Here is a 16,378-nt window from a genome sequence, read left to right as displayed (position 1 = left end):
GATAACGGGTCGTGGGTTTGAGTCCCGTCCATTCCGCCACTTCCTCTTTTAATCTTCAGAATTAATGTCTGCCTGTTCTTATCGCTGTATCTCTTTGTCGCGCTTGAGTTGCTTGGCTTTTCTATCTCTTTTTTGTTTTATTTTAATCTCTATCCAGCTGAATTTTATGGGCTTCAGTTTTTCTGTATGTGTAGTGTATCTGTCATTTTGAGTAATGAGTGTGGGCTCTTGGCAGACATCCGTGATATAAATGCCAGTCATTTTTATCCTTTGCCTTATTGTCTATAGTGAAATCATCAGTTGGGCGTTGGATTATCCTAGTGGCTGTGGGCCTAATCAGATGCATTTGAATATTAATCAGGCGGACTTGATCTCAATCTGTCCTGATCCGGTTATTGCAATCAATCGTCGCGGAGTGATATCCGTGTTTAATACGTCAGCAGAAAATTTGCTGGGGTATTCGGCTGATCAGGTAATTGGCGATATGAATATTCGTCAGATATATCCCAGTGATGCTGAAGCAAGGAAGATTATGCGGCTGATGATGGATGAGTCGTTTTGTGGGCCAGGGCGGGTAGAGGGGTATGAAACCTATGTACTCAACAGCAGTCGGGAAAAGGTTCCTATTCGTTTGTCAGCAGCAATGCTGATGAAGCAGGGGGAGTATCGTGGGAGTGTTGGTTTTTTTCATGATATGACGCGGCAGAAAGCACTGGAAACCACATTGCTGAAACAGTCGATTACCGATGACCTGAGTGGCCTGTATAATCAGCGTCACTTTTATGTCCAGGTTGCCAGTGAGATGATGCGTGTTAAACGCTATGGCGGTGAGTTGAGCCTTGTGTGCATTGATCTGGATGGCTTCAAACAGGTAAACGATAAGCTGGGGCATCTTGAGGGTGATCAGATTGTACGTCTGATTGGTCGGGTGTTGCGGGATGGGCTAAGGGATTCCGATCAGGCTTTTCGCTATGGTGGGGATGAATTTATGCTGTTGTTGCCGAATACTGCCCAGGCTGATGCCTGTCAGTTGGCGGACAGGGTGCGGCAGCTGTTTAATCTGGAATGCAACTATTCTCCCAGTTCACATCATAATCAGGCTGTTACTGTGTCCATGAGTCTGGGCGTGGCATCCTGTAGTGGCGCTGAGCCGGTCGATTTTTTTGTTCAGAGGGCTGATATGGCGATGTACAGCGCAAAACAGGCGGGCGGTGACTGTGTAAGGCAGTTTTCTACCGGCAATAGCTGAATCTCATTTTTCAGCTGCAGTGATGGGTTAAATTACATCTCCTCGCCGTCATCGTACTCGTTATCGTCTTCAAACTCTTCGTTTAGTCTTTCCAGTAGCAGCTCTTCTGTGTACTCTTCCATTTTATTCCCCTCTGTTTATGGCAGCTATCCTATTCTGTCTTCATGATAGAGATGTGACAGGTTTTTTAACGCTTTATGAAAACGCTCCCAGTCGTCTTGCCACAACAGCCCGAAATCCCTGTTGAAAAAGTGTTGTTGCCAGAGTTTGAGCAGGCTGGGGTTCGGCTCGACCTGTTGCGTCTGGATCTTATTCATCCGTTGATCAGTGGTAACAAGTGGTTCAAGTTAAAATATGCTCTTGAAGCGGTGCAGGCTTCTGACTGTCACCGGGTGCTTAGCTTTGGCGGTGCCTGGTCAAACCATCTGCATGCTCTCGCCTATGCGGGTTATAAGTTGGGTATTGAAACGATCGGGGTTATTCGTGGAGAGCGTCCCCCTCAGCTATCCGCAACACTGATGGATGCTGCTGACTGGGGGATGACACTGGAATTTGTCTCCAGAAATCAGTATCGCAATAAATATGATGAGCAGTTTATTGCGGCGCTACAGCATACCTATGGTGAGTTTCACTGTTTGCCAGAAGGCGGTTCGGGTGAATGGGTGGTGGCGGGTTGTCGCGAGATTATCTCTCTGTTTAAGGCGACTGATTATCAACTGATCTGTTGTGCTTGTGGCACGGGTGGTACGTTGGCGGGTTTGATCGCTGATAAGCCGGAGGGGGTCGATCTGCTAGGCGTGCCGGTTCTGAAGGGGGCGGAGTTTCTCTATCACGATATCAGGCAGATACTTGCCCGGGCTGAAGAGAGGGACCCGGGCGGGTGGTTGTTGGATCTGAGTTGTCATGAGGGCGGCTATGCCCGGGTTTCCGTTGAGCTGGTTGATGCGCTGCGACATTTTCGGGAATACAGTGGGATTGAGCTTGAACCGGTTTACAGTGGTAAAGCCTTCCTGGCTCTGCAGCGGAAGCTGGCGCGGGGTGAGTTGCCTCCGGGGAGCCGGGTTATGCTGATCCATACAGGCGGAATGCAGGGGTTGAGAGGCATGCAGGATCGCCTGAGCAAAACGTTACGTTAATGGTTCTGGACGTTATCCCATATCAAAAGCGTATGATCGGCAGGTAAACTATTAAAAAATGAGTATAATCTTTAAAAACAATTGGATAGGTGTGGTTGCGGTGTAACCATCAGTTTCAGTGGAGTGGTAATGGATAACTTTCGTAATATTGGTTTGATCGGGCGTCTGGGTAGCACCAAGGTTATTGATACCCTGAAACATCTGATCCGCTTTCTGGACGAGCAGGGGCTGACGCCTATTCTCGATGATAAAATTGCCGCGGTGATGCCGGGTCATGGCCAGCAAACCAGCTCGTCCCGTTTGATGGGGGAGATATGTGATCTGGTTATCGTTGTTGGCGGCGATGGTAGCTTGCTTGGGGCAGCCAGAAATCTGGCGCAGTCGAATGTGCCGGTTTTGGGGGTAAACCGGGGGAATCTTGGTTTCCTGACAGATATTTCACCGGCAGAGATCGAAGAGAAAGTCGGTGAGGTATTAAATGGGCATTACACCGTGGACCGCCGCTTTCTGATCGATGTTCTGGTGAAGCGCAATGGCGAGCCAATCGGAGAGTCAACCGGCTTGAATGATTGTGTCTTGCACCCGGGTAAATCTGCCCGAATGATTCAGTTTGAGCTCTACATTGAAGGCCAGTTTGTCTATACCCAGCGTTCTGATGGATTGATTGTAGCCACGCCGACAGGCTCTACCGCTTATGCGCTGTCAGGCGGTGGCCCGATTATGCATCCACGTCTTGATGCTTTGGTACTGGTACCTATGTTTCCCCATACGCTGTCCAGTCGACCGATTGTGGTAGATGGCAATAGTGAGCTTAAATTGGTTATCAGTGGCAACAATGAGACCTATCCGACGGTGAGTTGTGATGGCCAGAAACATATAAACTGCGCCCCGGGGGATACGATTACTATTCATAAGAAACCGCACAAACTGAAACTGCTGCATCCTTTGAGTCATAACTTCTATCAGACCTGTCGGGAAAAACTTGGCTGGGCTACGAAGTTAGGAGAATAACCGGGGTGCCTATGGGGAGTGCTTACCAGGGGTATGACCTGATTGGGGATGTGCATGGCTGTGCGCTATCTCTGCAACTGCTGTTGCAGAAGCTGGGGTATAGTAAACAGGCGGGGGTCTATCAGCATCCAAAACGTCAGGCTATTTTTCTGGGTGATATTGTTGACCGGGGGCCGCGTATCCGCGAGGCACTGCATATAGTCCGCGATATGGTGGATGCCGGACATGCCCAGATTGTCATGGGAAATCATGAGTTTAATTACCTTTCCTATCTGACGCCGGGGTTGCCGGGGTCGGGTATGGAGTATCTCAGAACGCATAACCGGCGACATCTGCGTATTCTTAATGAGACGCTCGAGCAGTTTGCAAACTACCCTCAGGAGCAGAAGGCGTTTCTGCAGTGGATCAAGGAGATGCCCCTGTTTCTTGAACAGCAGCAGTTCCGGGTAGTCCATGCCTGCTGGTCTCAGCAGCACATAGACCAGTTTTTACTCACACAGGGGGGGAATCAGATCGATGATGATTATCTGCACCGTTCTGCTTATCACGGTACCCTTGAGTGGGAAACGATGGATCGATTGTTGCGTGGTACCCACCTGAAGCTGCCCAACGATGAAGTCATGGTGAGTAAAGATGGTTATAAGCGCCGTTTTTTTCGCACCAAATTCTGGTCAGAGAGACCGCAGTATTATATTGATGTGGTGTTCCAGCCCGACCCGTTACCTGAGCATGTGGCGCGTATGCGTCTGACACAGCAGGATTATGATGATCTGCTGTACTACAGTACCAATGAACCGTTGCTGTTTGTCGGGCACTACTGGTGTGATGGCGAGCCCAGGCCAGTGGCTCCGAATGTTGCCTGTATTGACTACAGTGCTGTTAAATTTGGTAAATTGGTGGCTTACCGGCTCGATCAGGAAACAGAGATCAATCCGAACAAGTTTATCTGGGTTGATGTATTGAAGGAGATCAGCGATGAATCATGAATGCCATTCGCGGGTTATTGTGATCGTATGAATGAAGTGTTTCGGGTTCCTCTGGATCAGGATCTGTCCGGTTTCACCGCCATACTCTGGCAGCATAAGATTCCTCACCGGGTGCTGGAACAGGGACAGGAGCAGTTGCTGTTAGTGCCCTACAATGTCAATGGAGAGCAGATAGCTCAGCTGTATCAGATGTGGCAGCAAGGCGCAGATCTTTCCGGGTTGCGGGTGCAGCAGACAGGTCAGGGTGGTCTGCAGACGGTTTTTAAAGCCTGGCTGACGCTGGCGCTGATCGCCGTGAGTATCATCATTACACTGATTGTTTCGCTGGGCGATAATATTCAGATGATGGGCTGGTTTACCATTGTTGAATTTTCTGTACAGGGGAATAAGGTCTACTACTCAGATCTGCTGACATCGGTTGCTGGTGGTCAGATATGGCGATTGTTTACACCTGCTTTTATGCATTTTAATCTGCCCCATATCATCTTTAACCTGCTTTGGGTGTGGGTTGTTGGCAGGCGGATTGAGAGCTATCTTGGCTGGCCCGTACTGCTGGGGCTGTTTCTGTTTTCTGCGTTGGCATCTAATGTTGCCCAGTTCTGGGTCAGTGGTCCGATGTTTGGTGGAATGTCTGGCTTCGTTTTTGCTCTGCTGGGTTTTGCCTGGCTTTGGGATCGGCTCAGGCCCGCGCAGATGATCGGTATGCCGCCAGCGCTGATGGGGTTTATGATGTTCTGGCTGGTATTGGGTTTTACCGGCGCACTGGAAACGCTGGGGCTTGGTTCTATCGCCAATACTGCACATCTGGCTGGGCTTATAGCGGGGCTGGTGGTGGTCCCTGTGGTGAGAGTGTTCAAACGATAAAAACTCTGGACGATCAGCAGCATCGAATTGCCGCCGAACCCTGTGATAATATATCAGCCACTTTGGAGGCTAATGAATGAACTTTAAAAAGATGATTGAGGCGATGACGCCTGAGGTGTATCAGAGTCTGAAGCGGGCTGTTGAGTTGGGCAAATGGCCGAATGGTGAGCGGTTGACCGAAGAGCAGCGAGAGACCAGTCTGCGGGCTGTGATTGCCTATGATGAGACCAAGCTACCTGCCCATGAGCGTACCGGGTTTATCGACCGGACGAAGAAAGATGGCAGTCAGCACGGTTCCGATCCACTGGAGCCCCAGGTTCTGAAAATTTTGAACGATAACTGATGGAGGTTATCGCTCAGGGGGCGCTGGTTAAAATGCCAGCGAAGATCGCCCCTCAGATATGTTATCAGCTTAAGCTGGGAGATCATCTGATCGACCTGAACAGCTATCTTGGACAGCCTGTAAAACTCTGCTTTCTGGGACAGATCAACTGTACCCACTGCGGTCGCAAGACCAGTAAAAGTTTTGCCCAGGGATATTGTTACCCCTGTTTTAAAAAACTTCCCCAGTGTGATCTTTGTATTATGAGCCCCGAAAAGTGTCATTATGAACAGGGGACCTGCAGAGACCCGTCCTGGGGTGAGCAGTTCTGTTTTCAGAGCCACTATGTTTATCTGGCTAACTCTTCCGGGGTTAAGGTGGGAATAACCCGGGGCACCCAGATTCCAACCCGCTGGATTGATCAGGGGGCGATTCAGGCACTGCCGGTTCTGCGAGTGGATACCCGTTTTCAGTCTGGCCTTGCGGAACAGATTTTTGCCGCCCATGTTACCGATAAAACCAACTGGCGGGCTATGCTTAAAGGGCAGGTAGATCGCCTGGACCTGCAGGCGGAGCGTGATCGGCTGATGACGCTGTGTCAGGAAGAACTGACATTGTTAGAAAATCGCTTTGGGTTACAGGCAATTCAGCGTCTGCCCGAGGCGGAAGTGGTGGAGCTGGATTATCCGGTGCTCAATTTTCCGGCTAAAGTGACGAGTCTGAGCTTCGATAAAACCCCGGTAGTTGAGGGGGTTTTACAGGGAATCAAAGGGCAGTATCTGATTCTCGATACCGGAGTTATCAATCTCAGAAAATTTACCGCTTATCAGGTTGAGTTCAGCGCCTGAGATGTGTGAAACCTTTGAACCGTTATCACCGCCTGAGTAACAAGGCGATTCGAAGGTTTGTTTATTGTTAATTGTTTGAATGTTATTGCAGGGTGAATGAATGAACCAGTCAGCTACAGAGCAGCCGAGTGTTATCTATTTAAAAGATTATGAGGTTCCTGCATTTCGGGTGGAGCAAACTGAGTTGCGCTTTGAACTGGAAGAGGAGCAAACACTGGTTCGCTCGCAGGTTCGATATGTCCGCAACCCTGACTCCGCTAACCGCCAGCATCCTCTGGTGCTGGATGGACATGAGACTCTCGAGTTACAACGGTTGAGTATCGATGGTGAAGTGCTCAGCGACAAGGATTATCGCCGCTCAGGCGAACAGCTGCTGATCCCGAATCTGCCGGACCACTTTACCCTTGAATGTATTACCCGCATCGAGCCGCAAAATAATACCGCCCTTGAGGGACTGTACAAATCGGATGGCATGTTTTGCACTCAGTGTGAGGCAGAAGGTTTCAGGCGTATTACTTTCTATCAGGACCGGCCCGATGTCATGGCGCTGTTTGAAACCACGATTGTGGCGGATAAGCTGCGTTATCCGGTGCTGCTGTCAAACGGCAATATGGTTGATGCCGGTGAAGAGGACGATGGCAGACACTGGGTTAAATGGCAGGATCCATTTCCGAAACCCGCTTATCTTTTTGCCCTTGTCGGGGGGGATCTCCAGTTTATCGAGGATCGCTATACCACCAGTTCAGGGCGTCATGTGGTCTTGAAAATCTTTGCCGAAGCGAAAGATCTGGATAAGCTCGAATACGCCATGAACTCTCTTAAACACTCCATGCGATGGGATGAACAGGTCTACGGACGAGAGTACGATCTGGATATCTTTATGATCGTCGCCGTTGATTTTTTCAACATGGGGGCGATGGAGAATAAAGGGCTGAATATCTTCAATACCTCCTGTGTGCTGGCGCATCCGGAAACTACTGTTGATGCTGGCTTTCAACGGGTTGAAGGGGTTGTCGCCCATGAGTATTTCCACAACTGGTCCGGTAACCGGGTTACTTGCAGAGACTGGTTTCAGCTGAGTCTGAAAGAGGGTTTTACGGTGTTTCGTGATTCGCAGTTTTCAGCGGATATGAACTCAGCTACTGTAAAACGAATTGAAGATGTTACCCTGCTGCGTACGGCGCAGTTTGCTGAGGATGCCGGCCCTATGGCGCATCCGGTACGGCCCGCCTCTTTTATTGAGATCTCGAACTTCTATACGCTGACGGTGTATGAGAAAGGCTGTGAAGTGGTGCGAATGCTGCACACACTGTTAGGCGCGCAAACCTTTCGCAAAGGCTCCGATCTCTACTTTGATCGCCACGATGGTCAGGCGGTGACCACCGATGACTTTGTCCAGGCGATGGCCGATGTCTCGGGCCGTGATATGAGTCGCTTTAAACTCTGGTACAGTCAGTCAGGTACGCCACAGGTGTCCGTGACCGGTGAATATGATGCGCAGAACCAGCGCTATACCCTGCATATGCATCAGCGTTGCCCGGCAACACCGGATATGGCGACAAAACAGCCGTTTTTGATCCCTGTTGCGGTGGGCTTGCTCGACCCTCAGGGGGCGGATATCCCGCTGCAGGGTGGCGAAACCACCGAGGTGCTGGAGCTGATCGCCACAGAGCAGAGCTTTGTCTTTGAGAATATTCCGGTAGAGCCAATCCCCTCATTGTTGCGCGGATTCTCGGCGCCGGTGAAACTGAAGTTTCCCTACAGTCGTGAGCAACTTGTGTTTCTGATGCAGCACGACAGCGATGGTTTTAATCGCTGGGATGCCGCACAGCAGCTGGCTGTTGGTATTATGAGTGAGTTGATTGCTGATCATCAGCAGGGACGGGAGCTGATACTGGATCAGGCCCTGGTTGATGCCTATCAGCAGGTGCTGAGTGATACCGAGCTGGATAAGGCGATGGTTGCTAAAGTGCTGACACTGCCTTCTGAAGCCTATCTGAGCGAACTCGCTGAGGTGATCGATGTTGATGGGATCTATCGGGTGCGTCGCTTTGTCAGGGATTCAATCGCTAATCAGCTCGAAACGCTGTTCCTCAGGATTTATCAGGATAACAACAGCGCTGAACCCTACAGTCCTGATGCGGCTTCTGTGGCTCGCCGAAGCCTGAAGAATCTTGCGCTGGCCTACCTGATGGCCACCGAGAAGCAGGAATACCTGCAGCTGGCGCTGCAGCAGTATCGTCAGGCAGATAATATGACTGACAGCCAGGCGGCACTGACACTGATTGTACATTCGGGATTTGCACAGCAGGCCAGTGAGGTGTTGGACGATTTCTATCAGCGCTGGCAGAATGAATCGCTGGTAGTGAATCAGTGGCTTGCAGTGCAGGCCAGTGATCCTAAAGAGGGGGCGTTGGCGCGGGTACAGGCTTTACAACAACATCCGGCGTACGATGGCGCCAATCCGAATAAGATCCGTTCACTGATATCGATCTTCTGTGCGCAGAATATGCTTAACTTTCATAATACTGATGGTAGTGGCTACCGTTTTCTGGCGGATCAGATTATTGTATTAAACAAACAGAATCCTCAGATCGCTTCGCGATTGCTGACACCACTCACGCGCTGGAAGCGTTATCCGCAGGAGCGCAGTGCATTGATGAAAGCTGAATTGGAACGGATCAGAAACAGTGGTGATCTTTCCCGGGATGTATTTGAAGTTTTGAGTAAAAGTCTGGTTGGCTAAGCCAGGTCTTAATATATTGAGACCGGTAGAAAAAGGGTATTAAAATGGAACGTACTATCCCCGAGCAGGATAAATTTGAACTACAGCAGAATTATCGTCGTTATCTGAAATATCAGGATCAGTATGATGAAGCATTCAATAATTTAAAACAGTCCAGAGCCAGTCGGGTCTGGCTGGCAGGGTTGGTGGCGCTGCTTTTCAGTCCCGGTTCCGACTTTTTTCTGGGGGCTGCTGCTGCACTCTTCGGACTTTACTTTTACCGTATTGGTTCCGCCTGGTATACCAGCTTTCAGATCGATGAAGGCCGGGAAGAGGTGTTGCGCTGGTTCTCCTCGAAAGGACTGACCTTTGAAGGGCGAATTCTCTATTTTCGGGATGACCGGTTGCTGGCTAATCCTATCGATCCTTTTGCTGATGAGATCTATGGCTAAAGGGCTTTCCTGATGCCGGTTAAACGCGAATATCAGCAGATCAGTCAGCGGGCCAGGAGTCTGCTGGCAAAGCCTGAAGGTGTCGATGTCGATTTCAAGCGTGAAATCAACGGCATTAAAAGCCGCGATCTGGTCTCTTTCGCTAATTCATCTCAGGGTGGGGCTATTCTGGTTGGGGTCGATGAATACACCAACAAAGCAGGCCTGCAACGGGGGCGGGTGGTTGGCTGTGATGTAGATGACAGTGCCCGACTCAGCCTGATCAACAAAGCGACCGACTGTTACCCGATAGTTGATATTGAACTGGTGGTTGAAAACATCAGTAATAAACCCTTTTTCCGTATCGAAATCCCCCCTGGCGGAAAACGCCCCTACTGCACTCAGCGGGGTGAATATGCTATCCGGGCCGATGCCCGCTCTCGTGCGCTCTATCCCGAAGAGCTATTGGCGATGTTTATGGATCGCGAAGGGGAGCTGTTTCTGACCCGCTTCCGTGAAGCTGTGGCACAGTTAGAGCAACGGCTGGGTCAGATGGATCATGCATTTGGTTCGGGAATGGAACAGCTGGTAATCCATCTCGATGAGCTTGATAGCCAGGTGCGGCGAACCCTGACCCGGGTTGATCAGATGACCGATAGCGCCAAGAAACGTTCCCGCAACATGTTGCAGGCATTGCGCGATTCGCAGGACAGTATTGCCGGGCTTGAAGCACTGCTGGTGGCGCAGAACGGTAACCCTTCCGGGCGGTTGGAGATTATGCGCGATATTCGCACCCGGCTGGATCAGTTGACTGAAAACCTCAATCCGAGCGATGGTCAGAGCGATGATTGAGACAATTTGTCAGGCGGGTTATTGGGTGTTTGATCTGGATGGTACGTTAACCCATCCGGTTCATGACTTTGAACGGATCCGCTCGGAGCTGGGGCTTCCGGCAGGCTGCGATATTCTGGCGACTATCGCTGACAGACCAGAGCCAGAACGGCAGGCACTGAATTATCAGCTTGATCAGTGGGAGTATTTCTATGCTGATCAGGTGCAGCCCGCCATTGGCGTGAATGAGTGTCTTGAGTTTCTGGGATCCAAAGGGTGTTTGCTGGGGATTCTGACCCGCAATAAGCGCGAGGTGGCGCTGCACTGTCTTGAGGTTATCGGTGTCAGTCATCTGTTTAATCCCGCTGCAGTTCTGGGGCGGGATGATGCGCTGGCAAAACCGGACCCCCATGGGGTGAGGCTGTTACTGGAGCGTTGGCAAGCCCGACCGGAACAGGCGGTGATGGTGGGGGACTTTCGCTATGACCTGGAAGTAGGGCGAGCCGCGGGTGTCGCGACAGTTCATGTTGACGCTCGTTGCGACAGGCAGTGGCCCGAACTGACCGATCTCAGAGTTGGGACATTGTCAGAGTTACACCAATTGCTAAGAGCGTGAAGGGTGTCTGATTGATTCCCGTCAAGACCGTTTAACAAAGCTGAGGTATAGTGTAATTATCTCACAGGAGGTCGTTATGACAGTATTGAACGAGTTGCACCAGGATCATGTCAACCTGAATAAGTTACTGGCTGTGTTGGGAAATAAGCTGGAACAACTGAAGCAGGGTGAAATGCCAAATTTTGTATTGCTGGCAGATGCTGTTGATTACATCACCAGTTATGCGGATGCGTACCACCATCCATTGGAAGACCAGATGTATGCTTTTTTCAAAGATTCAGGTTGTCCTGAGTTGGATGAAGCCATCAGTCAATGTGTAGAGGAACACAAGCAACTGAAAAAAAGTAGTCAGGATATTATCGAAGCGGTTGACTGTATTCTGAGTGATGCTGTGGTACCGATGGACCAGTTTATCGAAAAACTGGAGTGTTTCCTGGATGAACAGATTGAACACCTGAACCTGGAGGAGGGCACGCTGTTTCCGTTGTTAGATGAGGTAGCGACTGACGAACAGTGGGAAGCGCTGAAACCCGAGCTGCCGACGATGAGCGATCCACTGTTTGGTCAACAGCAGAGACAGCGTTATATCGATCTTTATTCTGAACTACTGCGGGATATGCAGTAAGTGTTTATCGAGAGCTTTAAATCGACTTCAGGTCGCCACTTAACTGACTGAACAGTTCAGGTTTCATATCGGGCAGGGAGCGGTACTCAATCCGGTTCCTGCCTTTTTCTTTGGCCAGGTAGACCGCTTCATCCGCTGCTTTTAACACGGCGTGAGCCTGAGCATCCAGATTATCGAAGGCAAAACTACTGTGACAACAACTGGTTACCCCTATTGATGCGCTCACTCTGAAGGGCTCGTTATCGTTATTATGGACCACCATGTGGAGAATTTTATGGCGTAGTTGGTTGCCAATCTCAATCGCCTTTTCGCTATCGCAATTGGGTAGCAGGATGGCAAACTCCTCTCCACCATAGCGGGCGACAAAATCAGTTTTGCGCAGGTTTTTGTTTAATAGTAAGCCCACCGATCGGAGTACTTTATCGCCGACCTGGTGGCCGAAACTGTCATTCACCAGCTTAAAATAGTCCAGGTCTATAAATAGGCAACTCAGAGGCGTTTTGTTCCGGCTGGCTCTGGATAGCTCGCGGATGATCTCCTGATCGAATGCCCGGCGGTTATTCACTTTGGTGAGCATATCGATAATGCTGAGCCGCTTCAGGTTCTGCTGATTGATACAGTTTTCAAAGCAGACTGCAATGACCGAAGCCAGGTGGCCAATATAGTCGTAGTCGAAGTGTTCGCTGTAGCGGGCAGGGTCGTTACTACCCAGGTGCAGGCTGCCAATCAGGCAGTTGTGACGGATCAGTGGTAGCAGGGCGCTGCTAAGGACATAAGGGTTGCTGGGAAAGGCGATGCTTTTAAGGGGGGCACTCAGTTCTCCTATTCTTAATTCAGACGTGGGGAACAGGCTTTTTAGCAGGCGTTGATTGGTGACAAAGCGAAGGCTGTGCCCCGGTTCTGGTGGAGTATAGTCCTCCAGTAAGCAGCGGGCAGCGCATTCAGGATCGAATAGAATCAGGTTGACCGCGGTGAGCCGGAAGTGCTGTTTAAAGTCGATCAGGATAAGGTCAAGCAGCTCTGCCAGATTACTGCAACTGAGGAGTCTGAGCTCTATCTCAAAGAATGAGCGCAATATCGCTTCATTCCGCTCTACCTTACTGGCCAGCAGGTGAAGAGATCTGCGCAGATCTTTGTTCTCTTTGTCGATTGGTCCCATAAACGCCTGCTTTGCGCCTTTAGTATGAAAGAGTTATCGGCCATCCGAGATAACTATAAAGGAAAAGCAAGCCAGGAATAATAAAAAAAGTAGGCAGCAACAGATAAGGCAGCGCAAAAAGGCAGAGAGGCCGCTAAGGATAAGGGCTTACGATGAAAAACCGACTACCCATATTGGGTAGCCGGTTTTTTTATTGAGATCGGATAACTCAGCTTGCTTTGGCGATATTGCCATGTTGTTCCGGGTGGGTAGTGATAAAGTGATTCAATACCTTTCGCAGAACCTTTTCGTGGGCTGAATCTCCTTTGCGTTGTGCTTTGGCGATATCATCCAGGATGATCCTTTTTACTTTGCTTTCGCCATTATGGCAGCATAGGTAATGACCTATCGCCATGGCGATAATCGGGTCCGTGTGCTCATGCTCTGCTATGGCCTCAACTTCATCCTGGGTGAGATCGCTGAGGTCAAGGCATTCATTGTAGGTTAGCATTGTTGTGTCCCCTTATTGTTATCATGCTTTAAATCAGTCTGGTAGTAACATTTTAGGCAAGAGAAGCGGTTTTCTCTAATTTAAACAGGGGATTTTCTTATATGACTTTATTATTACTGATACATTATTGATATATCTCAGGGTTATAAATACGCAGCTCTTTTTTGTATCATAAACAGCTACGGCGAAGATCACCGTTTGGCACACCGATAAGGGTTATATTTACCAGGGAAGGAGGTGTAGATATATAATATAACTATATGTTTTGTAACGATTGATTTTCGTTTTTATCAGATTCTCCTGTTCCCGGGTAACTATCCTCTCCACTCGATTTTTTCAAACCCACTTATCGGGGCCGTCTCTGATGTTGAGAAAGTTTGCAGTTGCCTGATTGAGATCAGTGTGAGTCATCCGGGTGATAAGCGATGATTCCCGATTGATGTATGGGGGCTGATAAGCTCTCTTTTGGATATTATCCCGTTACCGGTGAAGTGGGATTTTGTCAGGCTGACACAGGGTTGTTGATGATGGATACAGAGACAAAAGGTACTATTGCCCGGCTACCTGGGCGGTGGTGCTGGGTCATGGTGCTTCTGTTGGTGTTATTGACCGGGGTAGTGACTGCCCGGATGAGTGGAGTAAAACAGGGCATGGTGGTCACTTTTCACAACAGTAGCCAGGTGGTGATCGAGTCGGTTCAGCTGGACTTCGGCAGTGCTGACACACAGTCGCGCATTCAGGCGTTTCGTATTCCGCCGGGGGATGAGCGACAGCTGTTACTGAATCATGAGCCGGGTATGGGGTTTAACGTTGCGGTGCATTACCGTGGCGGAAAAGAGCAGACTTTTTGTGCTCTGCATGGTGATGACCGAAGCGATCCTGTGATCTATCTCCAGCCCTGAACCGCTATTCAGTCTGCCTGAATGGCAGACGCTGGCGCAGATACTCCATCTCCTGGCGTAACATCTGCTCCTCTTCTTCGGTAAACCGTTCAACGGCCTGGTGGAAGCCCGGGTGAGCCAGCCAGTGGGCTGACCAGGTTTCTATCGGTTCAAAGCCCCGCTGGATTTTATGTTCCCCCTGAGCTCCGGGATCGAAACGCTGTAGTTGGTGTTGAATACAATACTCAATACCCTGGTAGTAGCAGGTTTCAAAATGGAGGCTGTCGTATTCTGCCAGGGCGCCCCAATAGCGGCCGTACAGGGTCTGCTGGTCTCGCAGGAAAAGGGCCCCGGCGACCGCTTCGGTGTCGCTGTGATTCATATCATAAGCAAAGCAGATGATAATCTGGCCGGCCAGGGTATCTCTGAGTTGATGGAAAAACGCTTCTTTAAGATAACCGCTTCGGCCCCTTTTCAGGTAGGTTATCTGGTAGAACTGATAAAACTGGCTGAGCATCTCATCGGTGAGCTGGGCTCCAGTGATAAAGCGGTGTTGTATGTTGTGCTCAGTAATCTTACTGCGCTCCTTGCGTAGATTTTTACGCTTACGGGAGCTGAATGTTTCCAGAAAACTCTCAAAGCTCTGGTAATCGCGATTAAACCAGTGATATTGAGTGCCCAGACGATAGTGCAGTTCTGGATGGCTCGCCTTATCAAGCAGACTGCCTTCAAGAAACAGGCCGTGCCAGCCGGACGCGTTGTACTGGGATGCCAGCTGCTGTATGGCCGCCAGTATCTGTCGGCTAAGCGCGTGCCGCTGATCAGTGTTGCAGCTGGCGTGAAACATCAGGCGTGGGCCATAGCAGGGTGTGAACGGTATCGCTGTCAGTAGTTTCGGGTAGTATTCGAGACCATTGCGCTGATAGGCATCTGCCCAGCTCCAGTCAAATACATATTCGCCATAGGAGTGGCTCTTGAGGTAGAGCGGCATCGCTGCGATTAGCTGCTCTGCTTCCGTGACCACCAGATGGCAGGGTTGCCAGCCAGTCTGCGCGGTAACGCTGCCTGAGTGTTCGAGGGCATGGAGAAATTCATAGCTGATAAACGGGTAATCGTCGCACCTCAGGCTGTTCCAGGGGGCGGCTCCGATCTGTTCTATTGCGCTATAGAAATTGAATTGCGGCATATTGTCCTATACTGTTCAGAGCGGTATATGTTATCTAACTATCCGATAATAAAGCATTATATTATTAAAGATGGATGGCTCTACTGCGCCGTTCAGTTTGTATATTAAGTTTGCATCTGTATTTACGCTAGGAGAATAAAAATGGATGAGCTGGAGTTTGAGTTTGAACTGGATTCCCGCCTGGATAATGATTGTATCACCCTGGGCGACTTCCCGCTGTGCCGTTTATTGCTGATGAATGATGCAAACTACCCCTGGTTTATACTGGTGCCCCGCCGTGCCGAGGCTAGTGAGATCTACCATCTGTCGCCCGCCGATCAGACCCAGTTACTGCACGAGTCCTCATTTCTATCGGAAAATCTGCACGATGTGTTTGATGGCGATAAGATGAATATCGCCGCTCTGGGGAATATGGTTAAACAGCTGCATATTCATCATGTGGTTCGCTTTGAGGATGACCCCGCGTGGCCAGCCCCGGTCTGGGGAGCGGTCGCTGCAAAACCTTATACCCAGGATCAGATCCATGAGATTCATCAGAAGTTACAGATGATGATGCCTCAGGAGGTAAATTTTGTTGCCCGTGATCTGCTCAACTGATTTCTCATCTAAAATCCACTAATTGGCCCTGTCAGGAGCTAATTATTCAGGTATAATTCGCCGTTTTCTGAGCAAGGCGGCTGACGTTGTCGGCTTTTGTAAAAAACAGGGCTGAAACGGGTCAGGTTGCTTTGCGGTTTACTCTATTTTTCTGGGGAAAGCTGCGACTATGCCGATCTTCGATTTTGAATGCCGTCATTGTGGTCATGAATTTGAAAAACTGGTGCTTAAATCTGATGCACCAGCACCGGTCTGTGCTGGTTGTAATTCTGCTGATGTGGTGAAAAAAGTATCCGCACCAGGGTTCAGGTTATCCGGCACCGGCTGGTACGAGACCGATTTTAAAACCGGAAAGAAAAAGAACCTGGCGGGTGGCCAGAGTGAATCCGGGAACTGATTTTTAATTGTCTGAATAAACACT

18 protein-coding genes are annotated in these 16,378 nt (G+C 49.9%); 15 read left to right on the top strand and 3 right to left on the bottom strand.

Features of this window, described 5'->3' with window-relative positions; genetic code table 11:
- Window positions 1-340: 340 nt before the first annotated feature.
- From BMY09_RS07085 to BMY09_RS07030, 12 genes are all read left to right on the top strand, one after another.
- Window positions 341-1,249, top strand: a complete 909-nt coding sequence (locus BMY09_RS07085; protein ID WP_175483461.1) for a sensor domain-containing diguanylate cyclase — start codon at window positions 341-343, stop codon at window positions 1,247-1,249.
- Window positions 1,250-1,446: 197 nt separating this feature from the next.
- On the top strand, window positions 1,447-2,385 hold the full coding sequence (locus tag BMY09_RS07080; protein ID WP_091355877.1) for a 1-aminocyclopropane-1-carboxylate deaminase/D-cysteine desulfhydrase: 939 nt from the start codon (window positions 1,447-1,449) through the stop codon (window positions 2,383-2,385).
- A 129-nt stretch (window positions 2,386-2,514) separates the two neighbouring features.
- Window positions 2,515-3,396, top strand: a complete 882-nt coding sequence (locus tag BMY09_RS07075) for an NAD(+) kinase (protein WP_091355875.1) — start codon at window positions 2,515-2,517, stop codon at window positions 3,394-3,396.
- A gap of 11 nt (window positions 3,397-3,407) precedes the next feature.
- Window positions 3,408-4,382 (top strand): metallophosphoesterase, encoded by a 975-nt coding sequence (locus BMY09_RS07070; protein WP_091355872.1) that lies wholly within the window; start codon window positions 3,408-3,410, stop codon window positions 4,380-4,382.
- Window positions 4,383-4,409: 27 nt separating this feature from the next.
- On the top strand, window positions 4,410-5,246 hold the full coding sequence (locus BMY09_RS07065) for a rhomboid family intramembrane serine protease (protein WP_091356252.1): 837 nt from the start codon (window positions 4,410-4,412) through the stop codon (window positions 5,244-5,246).
- A gap of 76 nt (window positions 5,247-5,322) precedes the next feature.
- Complete coding sequence (locus BMY09_RS07060) at window positions 5,323-5,589, top strand: YeaC family protein (RefSeq protein WP_091355870.1); 267 nt, start codon at window positions 5,323-5,325, stop codon at window positions 5,587-5,589.
- Complete coding sequence (locus BMY09_RS07055; protein WP_091355866.1) at window positions 5,589-6,416, top strand: DUF2797 domain-containing protein; 828 nt, start codon at window positions 5,589-5,591, stop codon at window positions 6,414-6,416. The genes BMY09_RS07060 and BMY09_RS07055 overlap by 1 nt, the downstream gene beginning before the upstream one ends.
- Before the next feature lie 100 nt (window positions 6,417-6,516).
- On the top strand, window positions 6,517-9,162 hold the full coding sequence (pepN, locus tag BMY09_RS07050; RefSeq protein WP_091355863.1) for an aminopeptidase N: 2,646 nt from the start codon (window positions 6,517-6,519) through the stop codon (window positions 9,160-9,162).
- Window positions 9,163-9,206: 44 nt separating this feature from the next.
- Window positions 9,207-9,593, top strand: coding sequence for a hypothetical protein (locus tag BMY09_RS07045; protein WP_091355859.1), 387 nt, complete (start codon window positions 9,207-9,209; stop codon window positions 9,591-9,593).
- A gap of 12 nt (window positions 9,594-9,605) precedes the next feature.
- The gene (locus BMY09_RS07040; protein ID WP_091355855.1) at window positions 9,606-10,424 is read left to right on the top strand and encodes an AlbA family DNA-binding domain-containing protein; all 819 of its coding nucleotides are present in this window, start codon (window positions 9,606-9,608) and stop codon (window positions 10,422-10,424) included.
- Window positions 10,417-11,019, top strand: coding sequence for an HAD family hydrolase (locus BMY09_RS07035; protein ID WP_245756520.1), 603 nt, complete (start codon window positions 10,417-10,419; stop codon window positions 11,017-11,019). The genes BMY09_RS07040 and BMY09_RS07035 overlap by 8 nt, the downstream gene beginning before the upstream one ends.
- A 76-nt stretch (window positions 11,020-11,095) precedes the next feature.
- A complete protein-coding gene (locus tag BMY09_RS07030; protein ID WP_091355849.1) occupies window positions 11,096-11,644 on the top strand; it encodes a hemerythrin domain-containing protein in 549 nt (182 codons plus the stop codon).
- A 16-nt stretch (window positions 11,645-11,660) separates the two neighbouring features.
- Here BMY09_RS07030 and BMY09_RS07025 read toward each other — a convergent pair whose 3' ends face one another.
- Together BMY09_RS07025 and BMY09_RS07020 are read right to left on the bottom strand one after the other, a co-directional pair.
- A complete protein-coding gene (locus tag BMY09_RS07025) occupies window positions 11,661-12,803 on the bottom strand; it encodes a sensor domain-containing diguanylate cyclase (RefSeq protein ID WP_091355847.1) in 1,143 nt (380 codons plus the stop codon).
- A gap of 208 nt (window positions 12,804-13,011) precedes the next feature.
- Window positions 13,012-13,293 (bottom strand): hypothetical protein, encoded by a 282-nt coding sequence (locus tag BMY09_RS07020; RefSeq protein WP_091355844.1) that lies wholly within the window; start codon window positions 13,291-13,293, stop codon window positions 13,012-13,014.
- Window positions 13,294-13,820: 527 nt separating this feature from the next.
- On the opposite strand from BMY09_RS07020, the gene BMY09_RS07015 reads away from it, so the two are divergent.
- The gene (locus tag BMY09_RS07015; protein ID WP_139203146.1) at window positions 13,821-14,195 is read left to right on the top strand and encodes a hypothetical protein; all 375 of its coding nucleotides are present in this window, start codon (window positions 13,821-13,823) and stop codon (window positions 14,193-14,195) included.
- A gap of 4 nt (window positions 14,196-14,199) precedes the next feature.
- On the opposite strand, the gene BMY09_RS07010 is transcribed toward BMY09_RS07015, so the two are convergent.
- A complete protein-coding gene (locus BMY09_RS07010) occupies window positions 14,200-15,360 on the bottom strand; it encodes a GNAT family N-acetyltransferase (protein ID WP_091355837.1) in 1,161 nt (386 codons plus the stop codon).
- A 141-nt stretch (window positions 15,361-15,501) separates the two neighbouring features.
- Here BMY09_RS07010 and BMY09_RS07005 point away from each other — a divergent pair, with 141 nt between their 5' ends.
- Both BMY09_RS07005 and BMY09_RS07000 read left to right on the top strand, forming a co-directional pair.
- On the top strand, window positions 15,502-15,957 hold the full coding sequence (locus tag BMY09_RS07005; protein WP_091355835.1) for an HIT domain-containing protein: 456 nt from the start codon (window positions 15,502-15,504) through the stop codon (window positions 15,955-15,957).
- Between the two features lie 169 nt (window positions 15,958-16,126).
- Window positions 16,127-16,354: an FmdB family zinc ribbon protein gene (locus BMY09_RS07000; protein ID WP_091355833.1), complete on the top strand. Its 228-nt coding sequence runs from the start codon at window positions 16,127-16,129 to the stop codon at window positions 16,352-16,354.
- Window positions 16,355-16,378 lie beyond the last annotated feature (24 nt).

It is taken from the genome of Amphritea atlantica (assembly GCF_900111095.1).
Lineage (GTDB): Bacteria > Pseudomonadota > Gammaproteobacteria > Pseudomonadales > Balneatricaceae > Amphritea > Amphritea atlantica.
Note: the sequence above shows the minus strand (reverse complement) of the source record. Positions and strands in the feature narration are given on the sequence as shown.

Excerpts from the sequence above, each read along its gene's own strand:
- BMY09_RS07085 (WP_175483461.1), top strand. The coding sequence starts at position 341 with ATGCATTTGAATATTAATCAGGCGGACTTGATCTCAATCTGTCCTGAT.
- BMY09_RS07080 (WP_091355877.1), top strand. The coding sequence starts at position 1,447 with ATGAAAACGCTCCCAGTCGTCTTGCCACAACAGCCCGAAATCCCTGTT.
- BMY09_RS07075 (WP_091355875.1), top strand. The coding sequence starts at position 2,515 with ATGGATAACTTTCGTAATATTGGTTTGATCGGGCGTCTGGGTAGCACC.
- BMY09_RS07070 (WP_091355872.1), top strand. The coding sequence starts at position 3,408 with ATGGGGAGTGCTTACCAGGGGTATGACCTGATTGGGGATGTGCATGGC.
- BMY09_RS07065 (WP_091356252.1), top strand. The coding sequence starts at position 4,410 with ATGAATGAAGTGTTTCGGGTTCCTCTGGATCAGGATCTGTCCGGTTTC.
- BMY09_RS07060 (WP_091355870.1), top strand. The coding sequence starts at position 5,323 with ATGAACTTTAAAAAGATGATTGAGGCGATGACGCCTGAGGTGTATCAG.
- BMY09_RS07055 (WP_091355866.1), top strand. The coding sequence starts at position 5,589 with ATGGAGGTTATCGCTCAGGGGGCGCTGGTTAAAATGCCAGCGAAGATC.
- pepN (WP_091355863.1), top strand. The coding sequence starts at position 6,517 with ATGAACCAGTCAGCTACAGAGCAGCCGAGTGTTATCTATTTAAAAGAT.
- BMY09_RS07045 (WP_091355859.1), top strand. The coding sequence starts at position 9,207 with ATGGAACGTACTATCCCCGAGCAGGATAAATTTGAACTACAGCAGAAT.
- BMY09_RS07040 (WP_091355855.1), top strand. The coding sequence starts at position 9,606 with ATGCCGGTTAAACGCGAATATCAGCAGATCAGTCAGCGGGCCAGGAGT.
- BMY09_RS07035 (WP_245756520.1), top strand. The coding sequence starts at position 10,417 with ATGATTGAGACAATTTGTCAGGCGGGTTATTGGGTGTTTGATCTGGAT.
- BMY09_RS07030 (WP_091355849.1), top strand. The coding sequence starts at position 11,096 with ATGACAGTATTGAACGAGTTGCACCAGGATCATGTCAACCTGAATAAG.
- BMY09_RS07025 (WP_091355847.1), bottom strand. The coding sequence starts at position 12,803 with ATGGGACCAATCGACAAAGAGAACAAAGATCTGCGCAGATCTCTTCAC.
- BMY09_RS07020 (WP_091355844.1), bottom strand. The coding sequence starts at position 13,293 with ATGCTAACCTACAATGAATGCCTTGACCTCAGCGATCTCACCCAGGAT.
- BMY09_RS07015 (WP_139203146.1), top strand. The coding sequence starts at position 13,821 with ATGGATACAGAGACAAAAGGTACTATTGCCCGGCTACCTGGGCGGTGG.
- BMY09_RS07010 (WP_091355837.1), bottom strand. The coding sequence starts at position 15,360 with ATGCCGCAATTCAATTTCTATAGCGCAATAGAACAGATCGGAGCCGCC.
- BMY09_RS07005 (WP_091355835.1), top strand. The coding sequence starts at position 15,502 with ATGGATGAGCTGGAGTTTGAGTTTGAACTGGATTCCCGCCTGGATAAT.
- BMY09_RS07000 (WP_091355833.1), top strand. The coding sequence starts at position 16,127 with ATGCCGATCTTCGATTTTGAATGCCGTCATTGTGGTCATGAATTTGAA.